The organism is Streptomyces sp. NPDC127100, assembly GCF_042724095.1.
In the GTDB taxonomy this organism is placed as follows: domain Bacteria; phylum Actinomycetota; class Actinomycetes; order Streptomycetales; family Streptomycetaceae; genus Streptomyces.
Window position 1 is genome coordinate 25,349 of record NZ_JBHXFL010000046.1, and the last position, 23,640, is coordinate 48,988.

The 23,640-nt window shown below is 70.6% G+C and carries 22 protein-coding genes and 3 pseudogenes; 7 read left to right on the top strand and 18 right to left on the bottom strand.

Annotated features, from left to right (window positions below; all coding sequences use genetic code 11):
- Positions 1-232 precede the first annotated feature (232 nt).
- Positions 233-1,798: an ABC transporter substrate-binding protein gene (locus ACFWJB_RS29830; RefSeq protein WP_133886498.1), complete on the top strand. Its 1,566-nt coding sequence runs from the start codon at positions 233-235 to the stop codon at positions 1,796-1,798.
- Between the two features lie 427 nt (positions 1,799-2,225).
- On the opposite strand, the pseudogene ACFWJB_RS29835 reads toward ACFWJB_RS29830, so the two are convergent.
- From ACFWJB_RS29835 to ACFWJB_RS29850, 4 genes and pseudogenes are all read right to left on the bottom strand, one after another.
- A pseudogene (locus ACFWJB_RS29835) lies at positions 2,226-2,515 on the bottom strand (type II toxin-antitoxin system death-on-curing family toxin); the annotation flags it as partial.
- The gene (locus tag ACFWJB_RS29840) at positions 2,512-2,706 is read right to left on the bottom strand and encodes a hypothetical protein (protein ID WP_003973114.1); all 195 of its coding nucleotides are present in this window, start codon (positions 2,704-2,706) and stop codon (positions 2,512-2,514) included. The pseudogene ACFWJB_RS29835 and the gene ACFWJB_RS29840, both read right to left, overlap by 4 nt.
- A gap of 61 nt (positions 2,707-2,767) precedes the next feature.
- Positions 2,768-3,621: pseudogene (locus ACFWJB_RS29845) on the bottom strand (IS5 family transposase).
- Between the two features lie 288 nt (positions 3,622-3,909).
- Positions 3,910-4,506 carry a TetR/AcrR family transcriptional regulator gene (locus ACFWJB_RS29850; protein ID WP_133886499.1) on the bottom strand — a complete coding sequence of 199 codons (597 nt, stop codon included), beginning with the start codon at positions 4,504-4,506 and terminating at the stop codon, positions 3,910-3,912.
- 153 nt (positions 4,507-4,659) lie between these two features.
- Here ACFWJB_RS29850 and ACFWJB_RS29855 point away from each other — a divergent pair, with 153 nt between their 5' ends.
- Complete coding sequence (locus ACFWJB_RS29855; protein WP_386926127.1) at positions 4,660-7,200, top strand: MMPL family transporter; 2,541 nt, start codon at positions 4,660-4,662, stop codon at positions 7,198-7,200.
- 118 nt (positions 7,201-7,318) lie between these two features.
- Positions 7,319-7,615, top strand: coding sequence for an antibiotic biosynthesis monooxygenase (locus ACFWJB_RS29860; protein WP_228126090.1), 297 nt, complete (start codon positions 7,319-7,321; stop codon positions 7,613-7,615).
- A gap of 358 nt (positions 7,616-7,973) precedes the next feature.
- On the opposite strand, the pseudogene ACFWJB_RS29865 reads toward ACFWJB_RS29860, so the two are convergent.
- A pseudogene (locus ACFWJB_RS29865) lies at positions 7,974-8,230 on the bottom strand (LuxR C-terminal-related transcriptional regulator); the annotation flags it as partial.
- Between the two features lie 23 nt (positions 8,231-8,253).
- The gene (locus ACFWJB_RS29870; protein ID WP_381522801.1) at positions 8,254-8,646 is read right to left on the bottom strand and encodes a transposase; all 393 of its coding nucleotides are present in this window, start codon (positions 8,644-8,646) and stop codon (positions 8,254-8,256) included.
- Here ACFWJB_RS29870 and ACFWJB_RS29875 point away from each other — a divergent pair.
- Complete coding sequence (locus ACFWJB_RS29875; RefSeq protein ID WP_381522804.1) at positions 8,527-8,952, top strand: DUF475 domain-containing protein; 426 nt, start codon at positions 8,527-8,529, stop codon at positions 8,950-8,952. The two genes, ACFWJB_RS29870 and ACFWJB_RS29875, sit on opposite strands and share 120 nt — an antisense overlap.
- 21 nt (positions 8,953-8,973) lie before the next feature.
- On the opposite strand, the gene ACFWJB_RS29880 is transcribed toward ACFWJB_RS29875, so the two are convergent.
- Together ACFWJB_RS29880 and ACFWJB_RS29885 are read right to left on the bottom strand one after the other, a co-directional pair.
- Complete coding sequence (locus tag ACFWJB_RS29880; protein ID WP_386926131.1) at positions 8,974-10,326, bottom strand: class I SAM-dependent RNA methyltransferase; 1,353 nt, start codon at positions 10,324-10,326, stop codon at positions 8,974-8,976.
- Between the two features lie 67 nt (positions 10,327-10,393).
- Entirely contained in the window at positions 10,394-12,454 is a 2,061-nt protein-coding gene (locus tag ACFWJB_RS29885; RefSeq protein ID WP_385466946.1) for an APC family permease, read from the bottom strand.
- Between the two features lie 507 nt (positions 12,455-12,961).
- Between ACFWJB_RS29885 and ACFWJB_RS29890 the strand changes: the two genes are divergently transcribed.
- Together ACFWJB_RS29890 and ACFWJB_RS29895 are read left to right on the top strand one after the other, a co-directional pair.
- A complete protein-coding gene (locus ACFWJB_RS29890; protein WP_385466949.1) occupies positions 12,962-13,633 on the top strand; it encodes a potassium channel family protein in 672 nt (223 codons plus the stop codon).
- On the top strand, positions 13,633-14,310 hold the full coding sequence (locus tag ACFWJB_RS29895) for a potassium channel family protein (protein ID WP_385466952.1): 678 nt from the start codon (positions 13,633-13,635) through the stop codon (positions 14,308-14,310). The genes ACFWJB_RS29890 and ACFWJB_RS29895 overlap by 1 nt, the downstream gene beginning before the upstream one ends.
- Positions 14,311-14,376: 66 nt before the next feature.
- On the opposite strand, the gene ACFWJB_RS29900 is transcribed toward ACFWJB_RS29895, so the two are convergent.
- From ACFWJB_RS29900 to ACFWJB_RS29935, 8 genes are all read right to left on the bottom strand, one after another.
- Entirely contained in the window at positions 14,377-15,204 is an 828-nt protein-coding gene (locus ACFWJB_RS29900; RefSeq protein ID WP_386926134.1) for a DUF3159 domain-containing protein, read from the bottom strand.
- A 3-nt stretch (positions 15,205-15,207) separates the two neighbouring features.
- Positions 15,208-15,606 (bottom strand): OB-fold nucleic acid binding domain-containing protein, encoded by a 399-nt coding sequence (locus tag ACFWJB_RS29905; RefSeq protein ID WP_362490820.1) that lies wholly within the window; start codon positions 15,604-15,606, stop codon positions 15,208-15,210.
- 72 nt (positions 15,607-15,678) lie between these two features.
- Positions 15,679-16,386: a response regulator gene (locus tag ACFWJB_RS29910; RefSeq protein ID WP_386926136.1), complete on the bottom strand. Its 708-nt coding sequence runs from the start codon at positions 16,384-16,386 to the stop codon at positions 15,679-15,681.
- On the bottom strand, positions 16,380-18,929 hold the full coding sequence (locus tag ACFWJB_RS29915; protein WP_385466962.1) for an ATP-binding protein: 2,550 nt from the start codon (positions 18,927-18,929) through the stop codon (positions 16,380-16,382). The genes ACFWJB_RS29910 and ACFWJB_RS29915 overlap by 7 nt, the downstream gene beginning before the upstream one ends.
- 123 nt (positions 18,930-19,052) lie before the next feature.
- A complete protein-coding gene (locus tag ACFWJB_RS29920; RefSeq protein WP_385466965.1) occupies positions 19,053-19,745 on the bottom strand; it encodes an ABC transporter ATP-binding protein in 693 nt (230 codons plus the stop codon).
- A gap of 213 nt (positions 19,746-19,958) precedes the next feature.
- Complete coding sequence (locus ACFWJB_RS29925) at positions 19,959-20,711, bottom strand: DUF3710 domain-containing protein (RefSeq protein ID WP_385466968.1); 753 nt, start codon at positions 20,709-20,711, stop codon at positions 19,959-19,961.
- 1 nt (position 20,712) lies between these two features.
- A complete protein-coding gene (gene dut, locus ACFWJB_RS29930) occupies positions 20,713-21,264 on the bottom strand; it encodes a dUTP diphosphatase (RefSeq protein WP_386926138.1) in 552 nt (183 codons plus the stop codon).
- Positions 21,261-21,845, bottom strand: coding sequence for a PaaI family thioesterase (locus ACFWJB_RS29935; protein ID WP_385466974.1), 585 nt, complete (start codon positions 21,843-21,845; stop codon positions 21,261-21,263). Before ACFWJB_RS29935 ends, dut begins: the two co-directional genes overlap by 4 nt.
- 57 nt (positions 21,846-21,902) lie before the next feature.
- Here ACFWJB_RS29935 and ACFWJB_RS29940 point away from each other — a divergent pair, with 57 nt between their 5' ends.
- Positions 21,903-22,364, top strand: a complete 462-nt coding sequence (locus tag ACFWJB_RS29940) for a DUF3093 domain-containing protein (RefSeq protein WP_386926140.1) — start codon at positions 21,903-21,905, stop codon at positions 22,362-22,364.
- 13 nt (positions 22,365-22,377) lie between these two features.
- Here the strand turns inward: ACFWJB_RS29940 and ACFWJB_RS29945 are convergent, their stop codons facing one another.
- Both ACFWJB_RS29945 and ACFWJB_RS29950 read right to left on the bottom strand, forming a co-directional pair.
- Positions 22,378-23,316, bottom strand: a complete 939-nt coding sequence (locus ACFWJB_RS29945; protein ID WP_386926142.1) for a hypothetical protein — start codon at positions 23,314-23,316, stop codon at positions 22,378-22,380.
- Between the two features lie 13 nt (positions 23,317-23,329).
- Positions 23,330-23,626 carry a DUF4193 domain-containing protein gene (locus ACFWJB_RS29950; protein WP_003993510.1) on the bottom strand — a complete coding sequence of 99 codons (297 nt, stop codon included), beginning with the start codon at positions 23,624-23,626 and terminating at the stop codon, positions 23,330-23,332.
- Positions 23,627-23,640 lie beyond the last annotated feature (14 nt).

The following is a 23,640-nucleotide window of genomic DNA, read 5'->3' on the forward strand; positions in this document are numbered from 1 at the left end:
TCCGCAGGACCACCGGAGACGAGTCGGAACGGCTGCTGGGAGGGGGTGCCGACTCCTGGCGGCCCTCTCACCGAACGGGGCATAACAGTTCCGCCGTGTCAGTCATAAGACTTCGTTCCGGAAGCGCCGTCGGGCTCCGAAGGAAGCGACGCCTGCGCATACTTGGCCGACGCACTCTCCCCCCACGGGTACGAGAATTCCTGTTCGTCTCGATCTTGCGAGGACGAGCCTCATGAGGCCTATTCGTGCGCACATCCGTGCGTCCGTCGTCACACCCACGGTGATCGCCACGGCACTGGCAGCCGGTCTGCTGCTTTACCCGACGGACGACCAGGAGGGCGCCACCATCAAGGTCGGGACGACGGAACCGCCGACGTCACTCGACCCGGCCGGCGGCTACGACTCCGGCTCGACGGCTCTGTACAGCAATGTCTTCCAGACACTGCTGACCCTGGAGCCCGGAGTGGCGGAGCCCGTACCCGACGCAGCCGAAAGCTGCTCCTTCACCGATTCCGGCCTACGCACCTATCGATGCCGGCTGCGGGATGACATCACCTTCTCCAGCGGACGCAGAATGACAGCCAAGGACGTCCGGTTCTCGTTCGAACGGGTCAAGAAGATAGATTCCGACGTGGGGCCGTCGTCCCTCCTGGACACCATCGAGTCGATGGACGCCCGCGACCGGACCGTCACTTTCCGACTGACCGCACCGGACGCCACGTTCCCCTTCAAGCTGACGACCGGGGCGGGCTCGATCGTCGACTCGACCACGTACCCGGCGGACTCCCTGCGCTCGGACGGCCGGATCGACGGGACCGGACCGTACGGCGTCGTCTCCTACGCGAAGGGCGAGAAGATCTCCCTCTCGCCCAACCCTCGGTACAAGGGCGCCGCCGAGAACACCGGCCGGCCGATCGAACTCCACTTCTACGACACCCCCGACTCACTCGCCCGGGCCTGGATATCCCACCGCATCGATGTCGCCCTCAGACAGCTTCCCCCCGAAATGCTCGCCGATCTGAACCCGAGCGATCCGGGGCTTCGCGTGACGGAGGCGCAGAGCGCGGAGACTCGAAACCTGTATCTCAACAACCGCCGCGGCAAGCCGTTTCACGACAGACGCGCACGGCAGGCGGCGGCCTGGCTGATAGACAGGGACCGGATTTCCTACGACGTCTACGACGGAACCGTGGACCCGCTCTACTCCCTCATCCCGACGAGCATCACGGGCCACACCACCTCCTTCTTCGACAACTACCCTCACAAGAACGCCGAAAAGGCACGCCGCCTCCTCGTCGAGGCCGGTGAGGAAATCCCGCTGTCTTTCACCTACGGTTACGCGGCGGGACGCGGATCAGCCCACGAGGAGGCTGCGGAGGTGAAAAAGCAACTAGAGGCCGACGGGCTGTTCAAGGTGACCCTCAGAGGATATGAATGGGACGAATTCCAGAAGAGCTGGGCCGAGGGAGAGCTCGACGCCTACGCCGTCGGCTGGGTCGCCGACTACCCCGATCCCGACACCTTCGGCGGTCCTCTCGTCGGCACGGACGGCACCATGGCGACGGGGTACGGCAGCAAGGCCGCCGACCGGCTGATCACGAGCAGTCAGCGCTTCGCCGACCGGAGCGACGCCGAAGCCGACCTCGAAGCCCTTCAGCGGATCGTCGCCCGCGACGTGCCCGTCGTCCCGCTGTGGCAGGCCAAGGACTTCGTGGTGTCCGGGGAGGACGTGGGCGGCGGCCAGTACGCGGTGGACGGCACCGGGCTTCTGCGCCTGTGGCGACTGACCTGGATCTGACGGCTCGGACCTGACCCGACCGGACGGGGACGTGCGGCTGTTCGCCGGGGTGCCGGGACCGCTCCGGCCGCGGCGCCGAGGATTCCGACCGGTCTGCCACCGTATGCGCTCTGCGAACACCACCACAGGCCCTCTCATGCCCGGCGACGAGTTTGACAGCGACCACGCCAAGACCGATCACGGCGTTGAGTACGCCGGCGATCAGGGCTCCCAGACGCCCGGCGCCGACACGCAGCCCGCCCACGAAGCCCCACCGGGCCGGCGCCGCCACCTCACTGACCACCGAGACCCACAACGCCGTGTCCAGGGCGAGAACCCCCAGGGCGGACAGGGCGATCAGCAGCGCCGGTCCCAGTGCGCTGCTGAGGAGAGGGCTGCTGGTGAGCAGCGCGTGACGGGCCTCGGGTCCGTCGGGCCGGCGCCCGTGCGGCGGGACGGTACTGGCGCTGGCGCCGTTGAACCGCAGGAAGACGCGCATGGCGAGCCAGGCGGTGCGCTTGTTGCCGTCGATCAGCGCGTGATTGCGGGCGACGGAGTGCAGTAGTGCCGCGGCTTCTCGTGCAGGGTGGGATACAGCTCGGCTCCGAAGACGTTCGTCCGGGGCCGTTCGATCGCCGACACAAGGAGGCCCATGTCACGCACGCTGTGCTCGGCACCGTTGACCGTGCGCACGATGGCCAGGATCTCGTCGATCTGGAGGTAGCGCACGCCGCTCACTTCAGGTAGTCCAGAATCTCCGCATCGCTGTCCATCAGACCGGCCAGAACGTCATCGACCTTCAGCTCGGCCCGGTCCCGGGCATCACGAATGGCCCCGATGGCAAGCTCCTGCTTGCTGCAACCCTCCCCACGAGCCCGCTCCGTAAGCTTCGTGTCCAGGTCGTCGGGAAGCCGGAGTGTCATCGCCATAAGGTCATGATGCCTGCCTGGTATCACGCGCCACCGTCGAGTCTCGTGCCCTAAAGAGGTCCTAACAGAGGCGTCGAACGTGACGGTGGGTGATCAGGCAGACGGCGAGGCCGAGGAATGCTTCGTGGATGTCGTCGCGTCGTTCCCAGCGGATGCGCAGGCGGCGGAAGCCGTGGAGCCAGGCGATCGTGCGCTCAACGACATAGCGGAAGATGCCCAGGCCAGTGCCGTGGGGCTCGCCCCGTCTCGCGATCACGGGGCGGATCCCGCGCTGCCAGAGCAGGCGGCGGTACTTGTCGTGGTCGTAGCCGCGGTCCGCCAGCAGTGCATCGGGGCGTCGACGGGGTCTGCCGACCCGGCCCGCGACGGCGGGAACCTTGTCGAGCAGCGGCTCGAGCTGGGTGACGTCGTTGCGGTTGCCGCCGGTCAGCGACACCGCGAGCGGGATGCCCTGTCCGTCGACGATGAGGTGGTGCTTGCTGCCCGGCCGTGCGCGGTCGACCGGGCTGGGCCCGCTTTTGGGCCCCGTCGGGCGGCCCGCACGTGCGAGGAGTCGATCACCGCCCGTTCCCAGTCCAGCTGGTTCTTCGACCGCAGCTCGTTCAGCAGCAGTACGTGCAGTCGGTCCCAGACGCCGGCCTCGTTCCAGGCCGCAAGACGCCGCCAGCAGGTCATCTCCGAGCCGAAGCCGAGCTCCTGGGGCAGGTACTCCCACTGGATGCCGGTGTGCAGGACGAACAGGATCCCCGACAGGGCCTGGCGGTCCGGCACCCGCGGTCTGCCCTGGACCTTCTTCGGACCCGGCTTCGGCAGCAACGGCTCGATCAGCGACCACAGTTCATCCGACACGATCCACGGCCGCGACTGACTGTTTCCCATACCCACATATACGAGCAGAGAGGCCGACAGCCTCATGATCAGCAGCTTTTGTTAGAGCCAGTAAAAGCGCTGGTGACCCCCAGAGGCCGGGTGACCAATGAGCGCACCACGAACGTCAACGCACTGAACGCGCTGGTTCGGGTCGTGGACCTCGTAATCGATGGGCGTCGGGCACTGACCGGTCGGCCGCCCGGTGGCAAGATCGGATGAGACGAGACATGAGCCACCAGCGGTCTGCGTCACGGTCCCGTGCGGCTCAAGATCGGGCTCGTTCTGCCGGGGCTTCGCTGTCGACGGGCCTGCGAGCCGCCTGGGCGGGGTGCGTCACGGGTGATGTGGCAAGTCGTCATCCGCGAGCAGTCGACGCGTCGCTCCGGCCGCGAAGTCGGACACGGTCGTCAGATCGTCGCCTTGGTCGATTCTGCGGATGCACGCATCGACGACTGCTTGGACCACCGCCACGGTCAGCTCTGGCTGTGGCAGCCCCAGTTCGCGCACGACCCGGGCGAGCGCCTCATGTAGCGAGATGTGCAGATTCCTCACCCGCTCCCGCGCCGACGGGGAGAGCGAGTCGCGCGAGAGCGCGGCCCGCCAGCCGTGGGTGCCGCGAGCCGCCTGTTCGAGGTTGGCCCTGACGTAGGCGGCAGCCTGGGCGGCGGGTGTGGTCTCGGCCGCGATGGCCTGCTCCACTGCGTCGATCCAGGCGGGGAATTCGCGGGTGACGACGAGTTCGAGCAGGTCGTCGATGGAGTTGAAGTAGCGGTAGATGCTGTTGCGGGCGATCCCGGCTCGCGCGGCAACCGCTCCGGCCGTGAGGGCTTCGGCACCACCCTCTTCCAGGAGCTCCTCGGCCGCGTCGATCAGCTGCGCGAGCCGCTGCGCCCGGTGCTCCCGGACGCTGCCGGCTTCAATCTTGGGCATTTTCTCCGCTTCACCTCGGACGCTGTGCCGTCTCCCGCCAACCTACCCCCACGCCCGAGAGGCCGAGGGGGCGTGTTAGCTTGACGCAACTTAGAGACACCCTGTCGCTAAGTTCTGTCCGTACTTCCTGCTGAAGGCTGCCCGATGCAACCGATGAACTCCCCCGCTCTGCTGCGATGTCTCCTGGGATCGAAGAAGCGCGCCGCCGTGGTGGTGGCCTTCTGGGTCCTGATCGCGGGCCTCCTCGCCGGGGTCGCCCCGGCCCTGGAATCCGTCGAGGACAACGCCTCCGCCAACCTGCCGCCCGCCGCCTCGGACTCCATGAAGGCCCGTGATCTCGTCCGCGCCCAGCTTCCGGGCCAGGACGCGACGCCGGCGATCATCGTGGTCCGCGGCAAGGGCACCGACGCCGCGAAGAGCGCCACGCAATCGGTCGCCGCCATCACCTCGGCCCTTTCCGGAACCAGCCGACCCGACCATGTCGTGAGCGTGGTCTCCACGGTGACCGCTCCCGACGCTGCGGCCGAGTTGGTCTCGCAGGACCGCGGTGCTCAGCTGGTCATCGTGCCCATGGAGGGAAGCCCCTCGGACGAGTCCTTCCAGAATGCGGTCGACGAGGTGCGTGCCCTCGCGTCCGACCGGGCCGGGCCCGCCGACGTCGCGGTGACCGGCCCCGCCGGGATCGCCACCGACACCGTGAAGGTCTTCAGCGGCGGTGACAAAGTCCTGCTGCTGGCCACCGTCGTGCTCGTCCTGATCATCCTGCTGGCGATCTACCGCTCGCCCCTGATGGCGCTCGTGCCGCTTCTTGCCGTGGGCGTGGCTATGCGCGTGGCGGAGACTCTCGGCGCGATTCTCGCGGACGCCGGAGTCATCACGGTCAGCTCCCAGACCGCCTCGATCATGACCGTGCTGCTGTTCGGGGTGGGCACGGACTACGCGCTGATCATCACCGCCCGCTACCGCGAGACCCTGCTCGACGAGCCAGACCGCGCCCGCGCGATGCAGGCCGCCGTGCGCCGCACCGCCGAGTCCGTCCTCGCCAGCGCCTCGACCATCGTGCTCGCCATGTTTGCCCTGCTCGTGGCCGTCTCCCCGGCACTTCACGGCTTCGGACCGTACCTCGCTCTGGGCGTGGCCGTCATGGCGCTGGTGGCGTTCACCTTCATCCCCGCCCTGGTCCTCCTGCTGGGCAAGGGCGTGTTCTGGCCCGGGGGCGTGGACAAGGCCGCCGAACGCAGTCGCGGCGCAGGCGTCTGGCACCGCATCGCCGCCCTGGTCGCACGGGCTCCCGTCAGGGTGGCCTCGGCCGTGATCGCACTCCTGGTGGTGCTGAGCGCGGGACTGCTCGGCTACCAGGAGAGCTTCAACACCCTCAGCGGCTTCCGCGCCGCCACCGAGTCGGAGCACGGCCAGCACCTCATCCACGAGGAATTCGGGCCCGGCGAGATCGCTCCCAGTACCGTCGTTGTTCATTCCCAGGACAACCTGCGCTCCGGCCCCGCACCCGCCGACATCGCCACCGCGCTCACCGACGCCGATCGCGTCAGCCGTGTAGCAGACCCCCGCATGGGCAAGGACGGCAAGACCGTCTTCTACGACGTCGTCCTCGACCTCGACCCCTACAGCTCGAAGGCACTCGACGCGATCGGTCCCCTCAAGCAGGCCACACAATCCGCGGCCCAGGCCGCCGGAGTGCAGGACGCCACGGTGCTCATCGGCGGCGAGACCGCGCAGAACGCCGACATCCGCTCCGCCCTCGACCGCGACACGACCTTCATCGTGCTCCTGGTCCTGGCCCTCGTCACCGCGGTCCTCGTCCTGCTGCTCCGCTCGCTCCTTGCCCCGCTCTACCTGGTCGCGACCCTGATCCTGTCGTTCCTGGCCACCCTGGGCGCCACCACCTTCTTCACCGTGACCGTCCTCGGTGACGACGGCATCGGCAACCGCGTCACCGCGTACATCTTCGTCTTCCTCGTCGCGCTCGGCGTCGACTACAACATCTTCATCATGAGCCGGTTCAAGCAGGAACTGCGCACCCAGCCCCCAGCGAAGGCGATCACCGCCGCCCTGACACGCACCGGCGGCGTCATCTCCTCCGCGGGCCTCATCCTCGCGGCGACCTTCGCCGTCCTGATGACCCAGCCGATCCGCGAGCTGTTCCAGTTCGGCTTCGCCATGGCCTTCGGTATCCTGCTGGACACCTTCCTCATCCGCCCGCTCCTGGTCCCCGCCATCGTCCGCCTGCTCGGCGACCGCGCCCTGTGGCCCGCACGCCCAGGCACCCCGACGCCTTCCACGCCCACTCCCGAACCGCCTTCCGCCGACGCGCCGGCCGCTCAGGCTGCCGAACCCGGGTCCGGGCGTCTGCTGCGCGCGTTCACCTGGATCGCGGTCATCGAAGCGTGCACGTGGGCAGGTCTACTGGTCGGGATGTACCTCAAGTACATTCCTGAAACCACCGAACTCGGCGTACGGATCTTCGGCACCCTCCACGGCGCCGCCTTCATCGCCTACGTGTTCCTGACCGTCCTGGCCGCGATCCGGCTGAAGTGGCGGCTGGGCCGGACCACGATCTTCGCCCTGCTGGCCGCCGTACCCCCGTTCATGACTATCGCGTTCGAAATCTGGGCCCGCCGCACAGGCAGGCTCCCTCAACCGGCCGCGGACCCGAGCCCAACTCCAGCCCTGTAACCGCACCCCGCGGAGGGACTCGATCGGACACGCGGTGCACATCATCGCCATCGCCGTGCGGGCCCCGGCCGGGCGGGACAGCCACCGACATCACGCCGACAACCGAGAGAAGACAGAAATGAGCACCGCCGTCACCGAGTTCACCGTCGCCGCGCCCGCCCAGGGCGCGTTCGAGGACCACTTCACTGTCAGAATGCGCGCCACCCTTTCCAACGTGCCGGGGCTGCGCAACGCACGGCTGCTGCGTCCCCGCAAGGGCGCACACGGCTACCTGGCCGTCCTCGACTTCGAGGACGACGCCGCATTCACCGCCTACACCTCGTCGGAGGCATTCCGCGCCGCGCACGCCGACCCCACCCACTCGCTCTCCGACGACAACCGCGTCACGGTCTTCGAAGCGGTCACGCAGGGCTGACATGTCTGGTCCCACGGGTGCCGAATAACTCGCTCGGCCGAGCCGCGCCTGATGACGCAGACGGTGCCTCCTGACCGCACCGCGTCCGCGGTGACCGCCGAGTCGGCCAAGGGCGGCCCCTCGGAGTTACAGGCAGTGGCTCCGAGGGACCGCCCTCGCCTGTACGGGTAGGCAGACCAGGTGCAGGGGCCGGGCATTCTGGCCGCGGCGGAGGCCAGGTCCGGGGGGCGTGTCCGGCTCGAACTGGCCGTGGGCGTTCACATGGGTTCAGAGGAGCGGGCACCAAGCCCAGCCAGCACCACAACTCCGGACGCCGCTGAAGTCGTGGAGAACGGAAACACCGCCCACCACATACTGTTCAGCGGCGGATGAGCCCGAGGTCGTCGATGGCGGTGACAGTGGCCACAGCGGCGGTGCGCGAGTCGGTTCCGAGGTTGGCATAGATGCAGGCCAGGTGATATCGACGGTGCCTTCGGTCAAGTGGAGGCGTGCGCCGATGGCCTGGTCGGACAGTCCGTCGGCGACCGGTGAGAGGACTTCGGTCTCACGTCGGGTCAGGTTGGTGGCGGGAGCGCGGAGCCGGTTCATCAGCCGGTCGGCGACGGTGGGCGCAAGGTCCCGGGGGGCGGAACCCCCTTTCACTGAAAGGTGCCGCCTTTCACCCATCGACGGAAGCGGGTGTGCAATATGGCCCAGGAGCCGTACCGCTCGGGCACGTCCTGCCAAGCCGTTCCGGTCCGAAACTCCACACGATCCCGTTGAGTACCGGCCGATCGTGCAAGCGTTGCTGCCCCGGTCTGCCGAGCGGGGGCAGCAACGCTTGCACGAAGGGTCACCCGGCACCGGACAGTATCGGCTCCTCTCGGACTGGTGGCGAGCTGCGGTCGGAGCCGAGCTTCCAGACCGTGCCGGTGCGGCGCCCGCACAGACTCCTGAACGCAACCTGTTCCGTCGACGGTGTGATCGGCGCCTTCACCATCACCAATGACAGCGCCCTGATGATCCTCGACCTGGGCGTCGACGCCCTGCACCCTGCAGTCCCTGACCGTCTACCTGATCCGTCAGGGCACCCTCGACGATTACCTGGAGCAGAGAGAACCTGCTTCATCGGGCGCGAGAGGCAGGGCCCTGCCTCGCCAGTCGGTGACGACCCTTCAGAAATAGCGTCACCCGAGCGTCAAGACCTTCGGTTTCCCCTCGCGCCAGGAGAAGGGCCGACCACGCCGACATCGCGGCACCGCTCGTGCAACGCCAGGTCAGGCGGCTTTCACGAGCGGTCCGCAAGCTCTACGTCGTGCGCTTTGGAGAACAGGTCGAGCGCAACAGGCCGCTCCTGATCCAGCCAAGAAAAATGCAGGTCAGAGCCCCTTTGCGGCGGGCTCCAAAATCGCCACGCACTCAACGTGCGCAGTCATCGGGAACAGGTCGAACACCCGCAGCGTCCGCACCCGGTACCCGCCGTCCCGGAAGTACGCCAGGTCCCGCGCCAGCGCGGCCGGGTCGCAGGCCACGTACGCGATCCTGCGGGCGCCCAGGGACGAGAGGTGCGCGACCGTCTTGCGTCCCGCTCCCGCGCGCGGCGGGTCCAGGACGATCAGGTCGACCTCGGTGATGCCCGTGCGCGGCAGCACCGCCTCGACCTTGCCCTGCTCGACGCGGACCCGGTCGAAGCCGGCGAGGTTGTGCCGGGCGTCCTCGACGGCGCGCTTGCCGGACTCGATGCCGAGGACCGCGCCCTCGTCGCCGAGGCGGTCGGCGAGGGCGCCCGCGAAGAGGCCGACGCCGCAGTACAGGTCGAGGGCCGTCTCGCCCTTGCGGGGCAGCAGGCCCTGCATGACCGCCGTGACCAGCGTGTCGGCGGCCTTCGTGTGGACCTGCCAGAAGCCGCCGCTGCCGACGCGGTAGGTCCGGTCGTCGGCGCGCTCGCGGACGAAGGGGCGGCCGTGGACGCGGTGGACGCCGCCGTCCTTCTCGCCGACCCGCATGACGGAGACCGGGCGGTCCAGTTCGACGATGGGCAGCCGTGCGCCCGGCTTCGGGGTCAGGATGACCTGCCGGTCCTGGGAGCCGCTGGCCGCGATCGCCTCGACGGACTCCATGCCCGTCCAGTCACGCCGCTCGATGCCCAGCTCGCTGACGCCCTCGGCGGCGATCATGCAGTGGTCGATCGGCTGCACCTCGTGCGAGCGGTGCTTGCGCAGGCCCGCCCGGCCCTCGTCGTCCACGGCGTACTGCACGCGCGTGCGCCACGACGGGACCTGCCCGGCGGGCACCTTGTCGCCTTCGGCCGGCATCACCGTGCCGTCCCAGCCGGCCTCCTCGGGCGTGAGGCCCGCGAGGCGCTGGAGCTGCTCGGCGACGACCTCGCCCTTCAGGCGGCGCTGGGCGCCCGGCTTGGCGTGCTGCCAGTCGCAGCCGCCGCAGCGGCCGGGGCCGGCGAAGGGGCAGGGCGCCTCGATGCGGTCCTTGGAGGCGTCCAGGATCTCGACGGCGTCCGCGCGCAGGAAGCGTGCGCCTTCCTCGCCCTCCGTCACCCGGGCCACGACCCGCTCGCCGGGCAGCGTGTGCCGCACGAACAGCACCTGTCCCTCGGCGGTGCGGGCGATGCAGTGGCCGCCGTGGGCGACGGGGCCGATCTCGACCTCGTACTCCTGCCCCACCAGCGAGACCGCCCGGGGCTCCGCCTGCGACTTCTTCGGTTCTGCCTGCATGGCGGGGTGACTCCAGAGAACGGGACGACGAACAGCGGACGACGTCGGAGGACAACAGCCGACCAGTCTACGTCGACGTCGAGGACTCCTTCGACCGGTCGTGGTGCGCGGGACCGCGCCGGACCGCGCCGGGCGCGCTCCAGTCCTGCCGTCTGCGGGCGCGCCGCTTGGCCGCCTCGGAGGACTCCAGCTGGTACGGGACGGAGGTGACCATGACCCCGGGGGTGAACAGGAGCCGGCCCTTGAGGCGCAGGGCGCTCTGGTTGTGCAGCAGGTGCTCGTACCAGTGGCCGACGACGTACTCGGGGATGATCACGGAGACGGCGTCGCGCGGCGACTCCTTGCGGAGGCTCTTGACGTACTCGATGACCGGCCGGGTGATCTCGCGGTAGGGCGAGTCCAGCACCTTCAGCGGCACGTCGATACCGCGCCGCTCCCACTCCTCGCGCAGCGCCTTGGTCTCCGCCGGGTCGACGTTGACGCTGAGCGCCTCCAGGGAGTCCGAGCGCAGCAGCTTGGCGTAGGCGAGGGCGCGCAGGGTCGGGCGGTGGATCTTGGAGATCAGCACGACGGAGTGGACGCGGGACGGCCGGACCAGGTCGTCGCTCGGGGGCTCCTCGGCCTCCGGGGCGGCGATCTCCTCGGCGACGCGGTCGTAGTGCTTGCGGATCGCCGTCATCGTCGCGAAGAAGATGCACATGCCGAGCAGGGCGACCCAGGCGCCGTGCGTGAACTTCGTGGCGAGGACGACGACCAGTACCAGTCCGGTGAAGAAGGCGCCGAAGGTGTTGATGGCCCGCGAGCGGATCATGTGGCGCCGCTTGGCCTGCTCCTTCTCCGTGGCCAGGTGGCGGTTCCAGTGGCGGACCATGCCGATCTGGCTGAGCGTGAAGGACACGAACACGCCGACGATGTAGAGCTGGATCAGGCGGGTCGAGTCGGCGCCGTAGACGACGACGAGGAGGACGGCCGCCCCGGCCAGCAGCACGATGCCGTTGGAGAAGGCCAGCCGGTCGCCGCGGGTGTGCAGCTGGCGCGGCAGGTAGCGGTCCTGGGCGAGGATCGAGCCGAGCAGCGGGAAGCCGTTGTACGCGGTGTTCGCGGCGAGGAAGAGGACCAGCGCGGTGGCCGCGGCGAGCACGACGAACAGGAAGCTGCCCTCGCCGAACACGGCCTCGGCGACCTGCGAGATCACCGGGTGCTGGACGTAGTCCGCGCCGACGGCGACGCCGTTGTGGAACAGGTCGGCGGCCGGGTTCTCGGCCATGCGGACCTTGGTCGCGGCGGCCAGCGCGATGATGCCGCAGAACATGGTGACGGCGAGCAGGCCCATCATCGCGAGCGTCGTGGCCGCGTTCTTCGACTTGGGCTTGCGGAAGGCCGGGACGCCGTTGGAGATGGCCTCGACGCCGGTGAGCGCGGCACAGCCGGAGGAGAAGGCCCGCAGCAGCAGGAAGACCAGCGCGAAGCCCGCCAGGCCCTGGTGCTCCGGTTTGATCTCGTAGTCGGCCGTGGGTGCCCGCATGCTGTCCCCGAGGACCAGTCCCCGGAACGCCCCCCACGCGATCATGATGAAGACGCCCCCGACGAAGACGTACGTCGGGATCGCGAACAGCTTGCCCGACTCCTTCACGCCCCGCAGGTTCATCAGGGTCAGCAGCACGATCACGGCGACGGCGCAGAAGACCTTGTGCTCGACGACGAACGGGATCGCGGAGCCGAGGTTCTCGATGCCGGAGGAGATGGACACGGCGACGGTCAGGACGTAGTCGACCAGCAGCGCGCTCGCCACGGTCAGGCCGGCCCTGGGCCCGAGGTTGGTGGTCGCCACCTCGTAGTCGCCGCCGCCGCTCGGATAGGCGTGCACGTTCTGCCGGTAGGAGGCGACCACGGTGAACATCAGCACGACGACCGCGACGGCGATCCACGGGCTGAAGTGGTACGCCGACACGCCCGCGATGGACAGGACCAGCAGTACCTCGCCGGGGGCGTAGGCCACGGAGGACAGCGGGTCGGAGGCGAAGACGGGTAGGGCGATGCGCTTCGGCAGGAGCGTTTCCCCCAGCCGGTCACTGCGCAGTGCGCGCCCGATCAGAATCCGTTTGGGCACGTCGGTCAGTTTGGACACAACAGAGGATCGTAGGCGTTCGAACGGGCGACCGCCCACCCGCCACCCCCGATCCGTCCGCCGTCTGCTCTACGGGTGAATTCGGGTGGTGCCGCGGCTGCGGATTCCGCAGGCCGGGGGCCCGGCATGCCTATATGACGAACACCCTGCGATTCCCGGCCGTTGACCGCCCTGGAGGCTCCATGCATCTGACCGCAGAGCTCGTCGGCGGCGCCGTCGCGCTCGTCGGCCTCGGAATCCTTACCGTCGCCAGCATCCGCAGCATCGGCCGCCGGGGGTCGTCCGCCGAGGGGTGAGCGGCGCGCACGGGCGTGCCGCTACGTTGGGCGGGGGGCGAGGGGTGGTGGCTCCACGGGCCCCTGGGGCGTCACCGTCGGTGGTCACCGGCATGATGTTCTCCTGCGGCCCGCACGCTGGCCGCGACATGTCGCCAGGCGAGCCGAAAGAGAGACATGAGCACGACATCCACTAAGGTGGCAGTGCCCGTAGGAAGCGCGGTGTGACGCGATGCATATTGTCATCATGGGCTGCGGGCGTGTGGGTTCCGCTCTCGCCCAGACCCTGGAGCAGCAGGGGCACACGGTCGCCGTGATCGACCAGGACCCCACCGCCTTCCGCCGTCTGGGCTCCTCGTTCGGCGGCCGCCGGGTCACCGGCGTCGGCTTCGACCAGGACACCCTGCGCGAGGCGGGCATCGAGGACGCCGGTGCCTTCGCCGCCGTCTCCAGCGGTGACAACTCGAACATCATCGCCGCCCGTGTGGCCCGCGAGATGTTCGGCGTGGAGAACGTCGCCGCCCGTATCTACGACCCCCGCCGCGCGGAGGTCTACCAGCGCCTCGGCATCCCCACGGTCGCGACCGTCCGCTGGACGGCCGACCAGATGCTGCGCCGGCTGCTCCCCTCGGGCGCCGAGCCGCTGTGGCGCGACCCCACGGGCGGCGTCCAGCTCGCCGAGGTGCACACCTCGGCGTCCTGGGTCGGTCACAAGATCAGCCGGCTCCAGGAGGAGACCGGTGTGCGGGTGGCGTTCGTCACCCGGCTCGGGGAGGCGATCCTGCCCTCCTCGCAGACCGTCCTGCAGGAGGGCGACCTGGTGCACGTGATGATGCGCACCGACGAGGTCGACAAGGTCGAGGCGGCGTTCGCCCAGGGTCCCGAAGAGGAGGGCGGTCACTGATGAGGGTCGCCATTGCCGGAGCCGGCGCGGTCGGCCGTTCGATCGCGGGCGAGCTGCTGGAGAACGGCCACGAGATCCTGCTCATCGACAAGGCGCCGACCGCCATCTCGGTCGAGCGCGTGCCGATGGCCGAGTGGCTGCTCGCCGACGCGTGCGAGATCACGTCCCTGGACGAGGCGGCGCTCCAGCGCTGCAACGTCGTCATCGCCGCGACGGGCGACGACAAGGTCAACCTGGTCGTGTCCCTGCTGGCCAAGACGGAGTACGGCGTCCCGCGCGTCGTCGCCCGGGTGAACAACCCGAAGAACGAGTGGCTCTTCAACGAGTCCTGGGGCGTGGACGTCGCCGTCTCCACCCCGCGCCTGATGTCCGCCCTGGTCGAGGAGGCGGTGAGCGTCGGCGACCTGGTCCGGCTGCTGCGCTTCAGCCACGGCGACGCCAACCTCGTGGAGCTGACGCTGCCGGAGGAGTCGGCCCTGGCCGGCACCCAGGTCGGCGACGTCGAGTGGCCCCAGGACACCTCCCTGGTCACGATCATCCGCGGCACCCGGGTACTCACCCCGTCCCAGGACGACTCGCTGGAGGCGGGCGACGAGCTGCTGTTCGTGGCGGCCCAGGCCCGCGAGGAGCAGCTGGAGGACCTGCTGTCGGCACGGCGCACCGACGCCGACGACTGACGGCCGCACCGCGGTACGACGGTGGGGGCGCCCGGAGAGATCCGGGCGCCCCCACCGTCGTTCGCGTCAGGCCCTGCGGTGTCTGCCGCCGCGCGAGTCCGCGGAGCCGGCGTCGCCGTCCGGCACGGAGCCGGCGTCGGCGCCTTCGCCGACCAGCTCGGCCGGGTGCCCCCGGTCCGGAGCCTCGCGCCCGGCCTTCTCCTCCTTCTCGGCCCTCTCCGCCGCCTCCATCTCCGCGAACACGTCGATGGGGGCCGGCGCCTTGGCCAGGAAGACCCAGGTCAGCCAGACGGCGAGCAGGAAGGGCGGGATCTTCAGGGCGACCAGGACCCAGCCGAGCTGTTCGGTGTCCGCCCACCAGTACAGGGGGAAGAGGATCGCGCACTTGGCGAGCAGGATCAGGCCCCAGGCGTAGCTCGCCTTCGCGTACGCCTTCTTGCGGCCGGGGTTGCGGGTGCGCCAGGAGAGGTTCTCCTTGAAGACCGGGCCGAGGATCAGGCCGATCAGGGGCACCCCGGCCAGCGTCGTGACGATGTACGCCAGGGCCAGGCCCAGCGTGTAGAGCATGCCGGGCAGATAGAAGTTCTTGGCGTTGTCGGTCATCATCGCGAAGACCACGCCGAAGGCCACCCCGAAGACGCCGCTGAAGGCGTGCTTGACGGTGTCCTTCATCACCAGCCGGACGACGACCAGCACCAGCGACACGGCCAGCGCCGCGATCGCCGACAGGTGCAGGTCGTTGTTGATCGTGAAGATGGTGACGAAGAGAAGCCCCGGCAGCACCGTCTCGACCATGCCCCGCACGCCGCCGAACGCCTCGAACAGCGCGGCCTCCGTCACCGCCCGGGCGTCGTCCGCTTCCCTGTCTTCGGTCGGCTTGTCGAGCGACGTCACCGGCTACTCCCGTCCGAGGGGTCTCAGTTCGTATTTCGGGTTGAAGAGCACCCGGCGGCCCCGGCTCATGGAGATCCGGCCCGATGCGATGAGCTTGCGCCCCGGCTCTATGCCCACGATGGAGCGTCTGCCCAGCCACACGACGTCCAGGGCGGCGGAGCCGTCGAACAGCTCGGCCTCCAGGGCCGGCACGCCGGCACGCGGACGCAGGGTGACCGTGCGCAAGGTACCAGTTACCGTGACGATCTGCCGGTCCTGGCAGTCGCCGATGCGTGTGCAGCCGGCGGTGTCGGCGTCCTCCCGGAGCTCCTCCGACTCCAGGTCCTCCTGCGAAGAGGAGAGCCGGTCGAACATGCGCCGGAACCGGCCCACCGGCTTGTCGGAACGAGGAGCAGCACTCATACCTGAAGCGTACCGGGGCACGGCGGGAGCGACGCACCCCCTCGGGACCCGCCCCGGAACGGGCCCCTCCGATCACTTCTCGAAGCGGTAGCCCATCCCCGGCTCGGTGATGAAGTGCCGCGGGTGCGCGGGGTCCGCCTCCAGCTTGCGGCGCAGCTGCGCCATGTAGACCCGCAGGTAGTTCGTCTCCGTCCCGTACGACGGCCCCCACACCTCCCGCAGCAGCTGCTTCTGGCCGACCAGGCGGCCGGTGCTGCGCACCAGCACCTCCAGCAGGTGCCACTCCGTGGGCGTCAGCCGCACGTCCCTGCCGTCCCGGTTGACCTTCTTCGCGGCCAGGTCGACGGTGAAGCCGGCGGTCTCCACGATCACGTCGTCCTCGCCGCCCGGGACGGGCTCGGCCCGGCGGACGGCGGCGCGCAGCCGGGCCAGCAGCTCGTCCATGCCGAAGGGTTTGGTGACGTAGTCGTCGGCGCCGGCGTCCAGGGCCTCGACCTTCTCGTCGGAGGAGTGGCGGGCGGAGAGCACCAGGATCGGTACCCGGGTCCAGCCGCGCAGGCCCCTGATCACCTCGACGCCGTCCATGTCGGGCAGGCCGAGGTCCAGCACCACCACGTCGGGGTGGCGGGCGGCGGCCGTCCGCAGGGCGGTGGCGCCGTCGTACGCGGTGTCGACCTCGTAGTGGCGTGCCTTGAGGTTGATCACGAGGGCCCGCACGATCTGCGGCTCGTCGTCGATCACGAGCACCCTCGTGGGGGTACGGGGGGTCGAGCTCAGCATCGGGCGGTCCGACTTTCTGCTGTCACGGTGGGGAGGGTGCCGGTGTCCGGGGCGGCCGCGCGGAGGGTGAGGACCATGGTGAGGCCCCCACCGGGGGTGTCCTCGGCGTTCAGGGTGCCGCCCATCGCCTCGGCGAAGCCGCGGGCCACGGCGAGGCCCAGCCCCACGCCGGCCCCGCGCGGGGCGTCGCCGAGGCGCTGGAAGGGTTCGAAGATGCGCTCCTTGGCGTCGTCCGGCACTCCCGGACCCCGGTCGACGACCCGTACCTCGACGCGGTCCGCGAGGGCGCTGCCCGCCACCACGACGGTCCGGCCGGGCGGGCTGTACTTGACGGCGTTCTCGACCAGGTTGGCCATCGCCCGCTCCAGGAGCCCCGCGTCCACGGCGACCATCGGCAGCGTCTCGGGGACGTCCAGTTCGACGCTCGCATCGGGCACCCCGCCGAGCGCCATCGGCACCACCTCGTCGACGTCGATCTCGCGGATCAGCGGCGCGACCGTGCCGGTCTGGAGGCGGGACATGTCGAGCAGGTTGCCCACGAGGTGGTCGAGGCGGTCGGCGCCGTCCTCGATGCCCTCCAGGAGCGCGGCCCGGTCCTCCTCGGACCACGCCACGTCGTCGGAGCGCAGACCGGTGACCGCGGCCTTGATGCCGGCCAGCGGCGTCCGCAGGTCGTGGCTCACGGCGGCCAGCAGGGCCGTGCGGATGCGGTTGCCCTCGGCCAGGGCGCGGGCCCGGTCGGCCTCCTCGCGCAGCCGGCGCCGGTCCAGGACGACGGCGGCCTGGGCGGCGAAGGCGGCCAGCACCCGGCGGTCCTCGGCGGGCAGGACCCGGCCGGTCAGCGCCAGCGCCATGTGGTCCCCCACCGGCATGTCCACGTCCGCGTCCTCCGGGCGCTCCACCGGTGGGCCGAGGCCGGCCCGGCCGGCGCAGACCCAGGGCGTCATGTCGCTCTCCCGCTCCAGCAGGACGGCGGACTCCACGACGAAGGTCTCGCGGACCCGTTCCAGCAGGGTCTCCAGGCTGGTCTCGCCGCGCAGCACGTCCCCCGCCAGGAAGGAGAGGATCTCCGCCTCGGCGCGCAGCCGGGCGGCCTGGTGGGTGCGGCGGGCGGCGACGTCGACGACCGAGGCCACGGAGACCGCGACGCCGACGAAGATGGCGAGCGCAAGGATGTTCCTGGGGTCGGCGATGGTGATCCGGTTGACCGGCGGTGTGAAGAACCAGTTCAGCAGCAGGGAGCCGACCGCGGCCGAGGCGAGCGCCGGGTACAGCCCGCCGAGCAGGGCGGCGGCGACGGTCAGCGCCAGGTACAGCAGGACGTCGTTGGCGAGTCCGAGGTGGACGGTGTTCAGGATCAGCGTGAGCAGCACCGGGCCGCCGAGGCCCGCGAGCCAGCCCGACACGAGCCGCAGCCGCCCGAGGCGCGCGCCCCTGGCGACCGGGAGCCCCCGTCCCTTGGCGACCTCCTCGTGGGTGACGATGTGCACGTCGAGGTCGGGCCCGGACTCGCGGGCGACCGTGGCGCCGACGCCGGGGCCGAAGACGTACTGCCAGGCCTTGCGGCGCGAGGAGCCGAGGACGATCTGGGTGGCGTTGACGCCGCGCGCGAAGTCCAGCAGGGCGGCCGGTATGTCGTCGCCGAGCACGTGGTGGAAGGTGCCGCCGAGGTCCTCCACCAGGGTGCGCTGCACCGCCAGCTCCTTCGGGGATGCGGACGTCAGCCCGTCGCTGCGGGCTATGTACGCGGCGAGCACCTCGCCGCCGGCGCCCTTCTCGGCGAGCCGTGCTGCCCGCCGTATCAGCGTCCGCCCCTCGGGGCCGCCGGTCAGGCCGACCACGATGCGCTCGCGCGAGCCCCAGATCTTCGAGACCCGGTGCTCGCTGCGGTACTGCTGGAGGTACTCGTCGGCGCGGTCGGCCACCCACAGCAGCGCGAGCTCGCGCAGGGCGGTGAGGTTGCCGGGGCGGAAGTAGTTGGACAGGGCCGCGTCGACCCTGTCCGGCTGGTAGATGTTGCCGTGCGCCATGCGCCGGCGCAGCGCCTGCGGCGACATGTCCACGAGTTCTATCTGGTCCGCGCGCCGCACCACCTCGTCCGGCACGGTCTCCTGCTGCCGCACGCCGGTGATTCCCTCGACGACGTCGCCGAGGGACTCCAGGTGCTGGATGTTGACGGTCGAGATCACGTCGATCCCGGCGGCCAGCAGCTCCTGCACGTCCTGCCAGCGCTTGGCGTTGCGTGCCCCGGGGATGTTGGTGTGGGCGAGCTCGTCCACCAGCGCCACCCGGGGGGCGCGGGCGAGGACCGCGTCCAGGTCGAGCTCCGTGAAGAGCGCGCCGCGGTGCTCCAGCTCCCTGCGCGGCACCTGCTCCAGCCCGTGCAGCAGCACCTCGGTGCGCGCCCTGCCGTGGTGCTCCACGAAGGCCACCACGCAGTCGGTGCCCCGCTCCACGCGCCGGTGGGCCTCGGACAGCATCGCGTACGTCTTGCCGACGCCCGGCGCCGCGCCGAGGTAGATCCGTAGCTTGCCGCGTCCCATGGCCCCATTGTCTTCCGGTCACTGCTGACTGCGCAGCGTCGACCCTACGGCCGGCGGTCGCGGAGGAACGGGTTCGGGTGCGGGAGGCGGTCCGTCCTTGACGGAACTCTGACGCCCGCGGCGTCAGTGCTCGGCAATCTCCCCGTCCCGCAGTTCCAGCACCCGGTCGGCGAGGTCGAGGAGCGTGGCGTCGTGGGTGGCGACCAGCGCGGTCACCCGCTCGCTGCGCACGACGGCCCGCAGCAGCTCCATCACGGCGTGGCCGGTCTCGGCGTCCAGCTGCCCGGTGGGCTCGTCGGCGATCAGCAGCGCCGGGTTGTTGGCGAGGGCGCGGGCGATGGCGACCCGCTGCTGCTGGCCGCCGGACAGTTCGCCGGGCCGCTGGGCGGCGTGGTCGGCGAGGCCGACCAGGGAGAGCAGCAGCGCCACGCGCTCGTCGCGCTCGCGCGGCGCGGTCCGGCGCAGGCGCATCGGCACGCCCACGTTCTCGGCCGCGGTGAGGATCGGGACGAGTCCGAAGGACTGGAAGACGAAGCCGACCCGGTCCCGGCGCAGCGCCAGCAGCCCGTCCTCGTCGAGCTCCGCGAGGTTCCGGCCGTCGACCGCGACGCGTCCGGCGTCCGGTGTGTCGAGACCGCCCACGATGTTGAGCAGCGTGGTCTTGCCGGAGCCGGACCGCCCCTTGAGGGCCACCAGCTCGCCGCGCGGCACCTCGAAGGAGACGCCGCGCAGCGCGTGGACGGCGGCGCTGCCGTGGCCGTACGACTTGTGTACGTCCTCGACGCGCACCATGGTCTCGGTGACCACCTGGTTCATGGGTCCTCCCCCGCCGGAAACCGGGCGTCAGTATCGCCAGCGGACGCCCGCCGCTTCAACCGTCGCGGCCGGGATCGCGGCCGTGAGCCGTCGGGGGCAGCCCGGACGCGCCCTCCGGTTCCGGCGCCCGCGCGGCGCCGGACACGGTGAAGGGCCGCGTCCCGTGCGGGGCGCGGCCCTCTCGGTGCGCATGCGAAGAGCCGTAGGGACTGCCTACCGGACCTCGGTGATCTCCGGTCCGCGCTGGAGCTGGCCCATGCCGCCGGAGAAGCGGGAGCCCTCCTCCTGCTGGACGCCCTCGGGGACCATCTGCGCGTCGTTCGGCAGCTTGAGGACGATCGGGTCGCGGGGGGCCATCGGGCCGTCACCGCGGACCACGACCGTGTCCCGGAAGATCTGCTCGAGCAGACCGGCGGCCTGCGGCTGCACCGCGCCCTGGCCGGAGATCACTCCGCGCAGGAACCAGCGGGGGCCGTCCACGCCGACGAACCGCACGACCTGGAAGCCGCCCGTGCCGTCCGGCAGCTGCACCGGCACCTGGGCCCGCAGCTCCCAGCCCAGCGGACCCTCGACCTCGTCGACGATGCCACCCTGCTGGGTGATGCCGGAGCCGATCTCCTCGCGCACCTCGCCCCAGATGCCCTCGCGCTTGGGCGCGGCGAAACCCTGGAGCTGGATGGCGCTGTCGCGCAGCACGACCGTCGCGGCGACGATCGCGTCGCCGGCGACCTCCACGCGCAGTTCCATGCCGTCGACGCCGGGTACGAACAGGCCTCCCAGGTCAACCCGGCCCTCGCCCGGGTCGCTGACCTCGGTGCTGTCCCAGGGCCCGTCGGGCCGCGGTTCGGGCTCGAGCCGCACGCGCTCGCGCTCTCCGTCCGCCTCGGTGTCGACGCTGTCGACGACCTGCTCGGTCTCGCCGGCCGCGTCCTCGGCGGCATCCCTCTTCTTGCGACGTCCGAACACGTCACTGTCCTTCCCGGTCGGATACGACCGAAGCGTATCGATTCCCACCCGTCGGGCCGCCCTCGGCGGCCTGACCGCTTGTGCCGCTTGCACGGTCCGTCCCGGCGTGGCCGCCGGTGGACCCGAAGCCCCCCTCGGCCCGCGCCGAGTCGGGAAGCTCCGCGACCTGGCGGAAGCGGACCCTCTCGACCTGCTGGACGACCAGTTGGGCAATCCGGTCGAAGCGCTCGAACCGCACGCTCTCGCGCGGGTCGAGATTCACCACGATCACCTTGATCTCTCCACGGTACCCGGCATCGATCGTCCCCGGGGCATTCACGAGGGCGACACCGCAGCGGGCTGCCAGACCGGATCGCGGGTGCACGAAGGCCGCGTACCCCTCGGGGAGCGCCACAGACACCCCGGTGGGCAGAACGGCCCGTTCACCGGGCGCCAGTTCGCAGTCCACGGTGGTGCGCAGATCCGCTCCCGCGTCCCCGGGCTGCGCGTATTCCGGCAGCGGTACGTCGGGGTCGACGCGGCGGATCAGGACGTCCAGGGGCTCGCGGCTCACGGGTTCACCTCGAAGGCGCGGGCACGGCGGAGCTGGTCCGGGTCGTCCATGGCGGCGCGGATCTCCTGCTCGCGGCCGTGGTCGACGAAGTGGTCGATCTTGACCTCGATGAACACCGCGTCGGCGCGGACGGCCACGGGGCCGTCGGGGCCGCCGATCCGGCCGGTCGCGCTGGAGTAGATCTTCCGGCCGGCCACCGCGGTCACCTCGGCCTCCAGGTACAGCGTCGTGTCCACGGGCACCGGACGCAGGAAGTCGGTCTCCAGCCGGCCGGTCACCGCGATGGTCCGCAGCAGCCAGTTCAGCGAGCCGAGGGCCTCGTCCAGGGCGGCGGTCAGCACGCCGCCGTGCGCCAGTCCGGGGGCGCCCTGGTGGGCGGGCTGCACGGTGAACTCGGCGGTGATCGCGACCCCTTCACCGGCCCGCGCCTGGAGGTGCAGTCCGTGCGGCTGGTCGCCGCCGCAGCCGAAGCACTGCTCGTAGTGCGCGCCGAGCAGCCGGCCGGGGGCGGGCGCGTCGGGGTGCCGTACCGGTGTCACGGCGTCGGCGGGGGGCTGAAGAGCCGGGGAAGTACCACTCACAGGCGCAGACCTTACCCGCGCGTCGGCCGATCACCGATACCGTGCCAAGCTTGCTTCATGCAGCTCTCCGCCACCCCGTACGAAGAACGTCTCACCGCGCCCCGTTCCTGGTGGCTGATCTCCTTCCTGGTGGGCCTCTCGTTCGCCCTGATCCTGCTGCCGTTCGGCACGCTGCCGATGCTGGGCGGTCTGGCGGGCGGCACGGCCGCGGCGGCGGTCGTGGCGAGTTCGTACGGCGCGGTCCGCATCCGGATCGTGGGTGACTCGCTGGTCGCCGGCGAGGCCAGGGTGCCGCTGACTGCCCTGGGCGAGGCGGAGATCCTCGATGCGGAGGAGGCCCGCGCCTGGCGCACGTACAAGGCCGACACCCGCGCGTTCCTGCTGCTGCGCGCCTACATCCCGACGGCCGTGCGCGTCGAGGTCACGGACCCCGATGACCCGACTCCCTACCTGTACCTGTCGACCCGCGAGCCGGAGCGGCTGGTCGAGGCGCTGCGGACGGCGAAGGCCGCGGCGTAGCGCACGCGGTGCGTCAGCGCGGGTCCCTGCCGGGCCGGGGCGGGCGTCCGAGGTCCCTGCCGAGGGCGTCCATGTCCAGGGCGTCCTTGGGGCTCTCCAGGGCGGGAAGGTCCTCCAGGGATTCCCACGGCACCTGTCGTCTGCGCAGGTCGGCGCGGATGCGGTCGGCCAGCTTCCTGGTGTCGCGCCGGTTCATGACGGCGCCCACGGCCGCGCCCACCATGAACGGCATCAGGTTGGGCAGGTTGCGCACCATGCGCTTCATGATCTGCTGGCGCAGCTGGCGCTTCATGTGGCTGTTCATCGCCGTGGTGAGGGTCGCCGGTCTGGTCATCTCGACGCCGCGCTCGTCGGACCAGGAGTTCAGGTACGCGGTGCTGCGCTGCGCCAGCGCGCCCGGCGGGCGTACGCCGTAGACCTCGTGCAGTTCGGCGATCAGCTTCAGCTCGATCGCCGCCACGCCGGTGATCTCGGCGGCCAGTTCGGTGGGGATCGCGGGGGGCACGGGGAGCATCGCCGCGGCGCCGATTCCCGCGCCGACGGTGGCGGTGCCCCGGGTGGCGCCGGTCACGAGCCGGTCGGCGAGCTGCTCGGGGCCGAGCCCGGGGAACTGCTCGCGCAGGGTCGCCAAATCTCGTACGGGAACGCGCGGAGCCAGGTCGACGACCCGGTCCGCGAGATGCGCCAGGGCTGCCCTGGCACGGTCGCCGCCCTTGCGGACGCCCTGCTCCGCCCTGTCCCGGAACTCCGCTGCCCGGCGCCGGGCAGCGGGCGCCGGCGGGGGGAGGGTCGCCGGGAGGTCACCCCGGCCGGTCTCCGGTTCGAGCGAGGCCGTTCCCTCATCGGTAGGGCCTCGCTCGTCGTCACGCGCGCGATACGGGCCGTCGGACGGCCCTTGGTCCGCTCCTCGCCGGGAGAAGCGGCGCTTCCAGGGAGGGGTCGAGCCGGTCACGGCCGACCCCGCCTCAGTCGCAGTCGCGGCAGATCGGCTGGCCGTTCTTCTCCCGGGCCAGCTGGCTGCGGTGGTGCACCAGGAAGCAGCTCATGCAGGTGAACTCGTCCTGCTGCTTCGGCAGTACGCGGACTGCCAGTTCCTCGTTGGACAGGTCGGCGCCGGGAAGCTCGAGGCCCTCTGCGGCCTCGAACTCGTCGACGTCGACGGCCGAGGCGGACTTGTCGTTCCGCCGGGCCTTCAGTTCTTCAAGACTGTCCGAGTCGACGTCGTCGTCGGTCTTGCGTGGGGTGTCGTAATCGGTGGCCATGGTCGCTCTCCCCC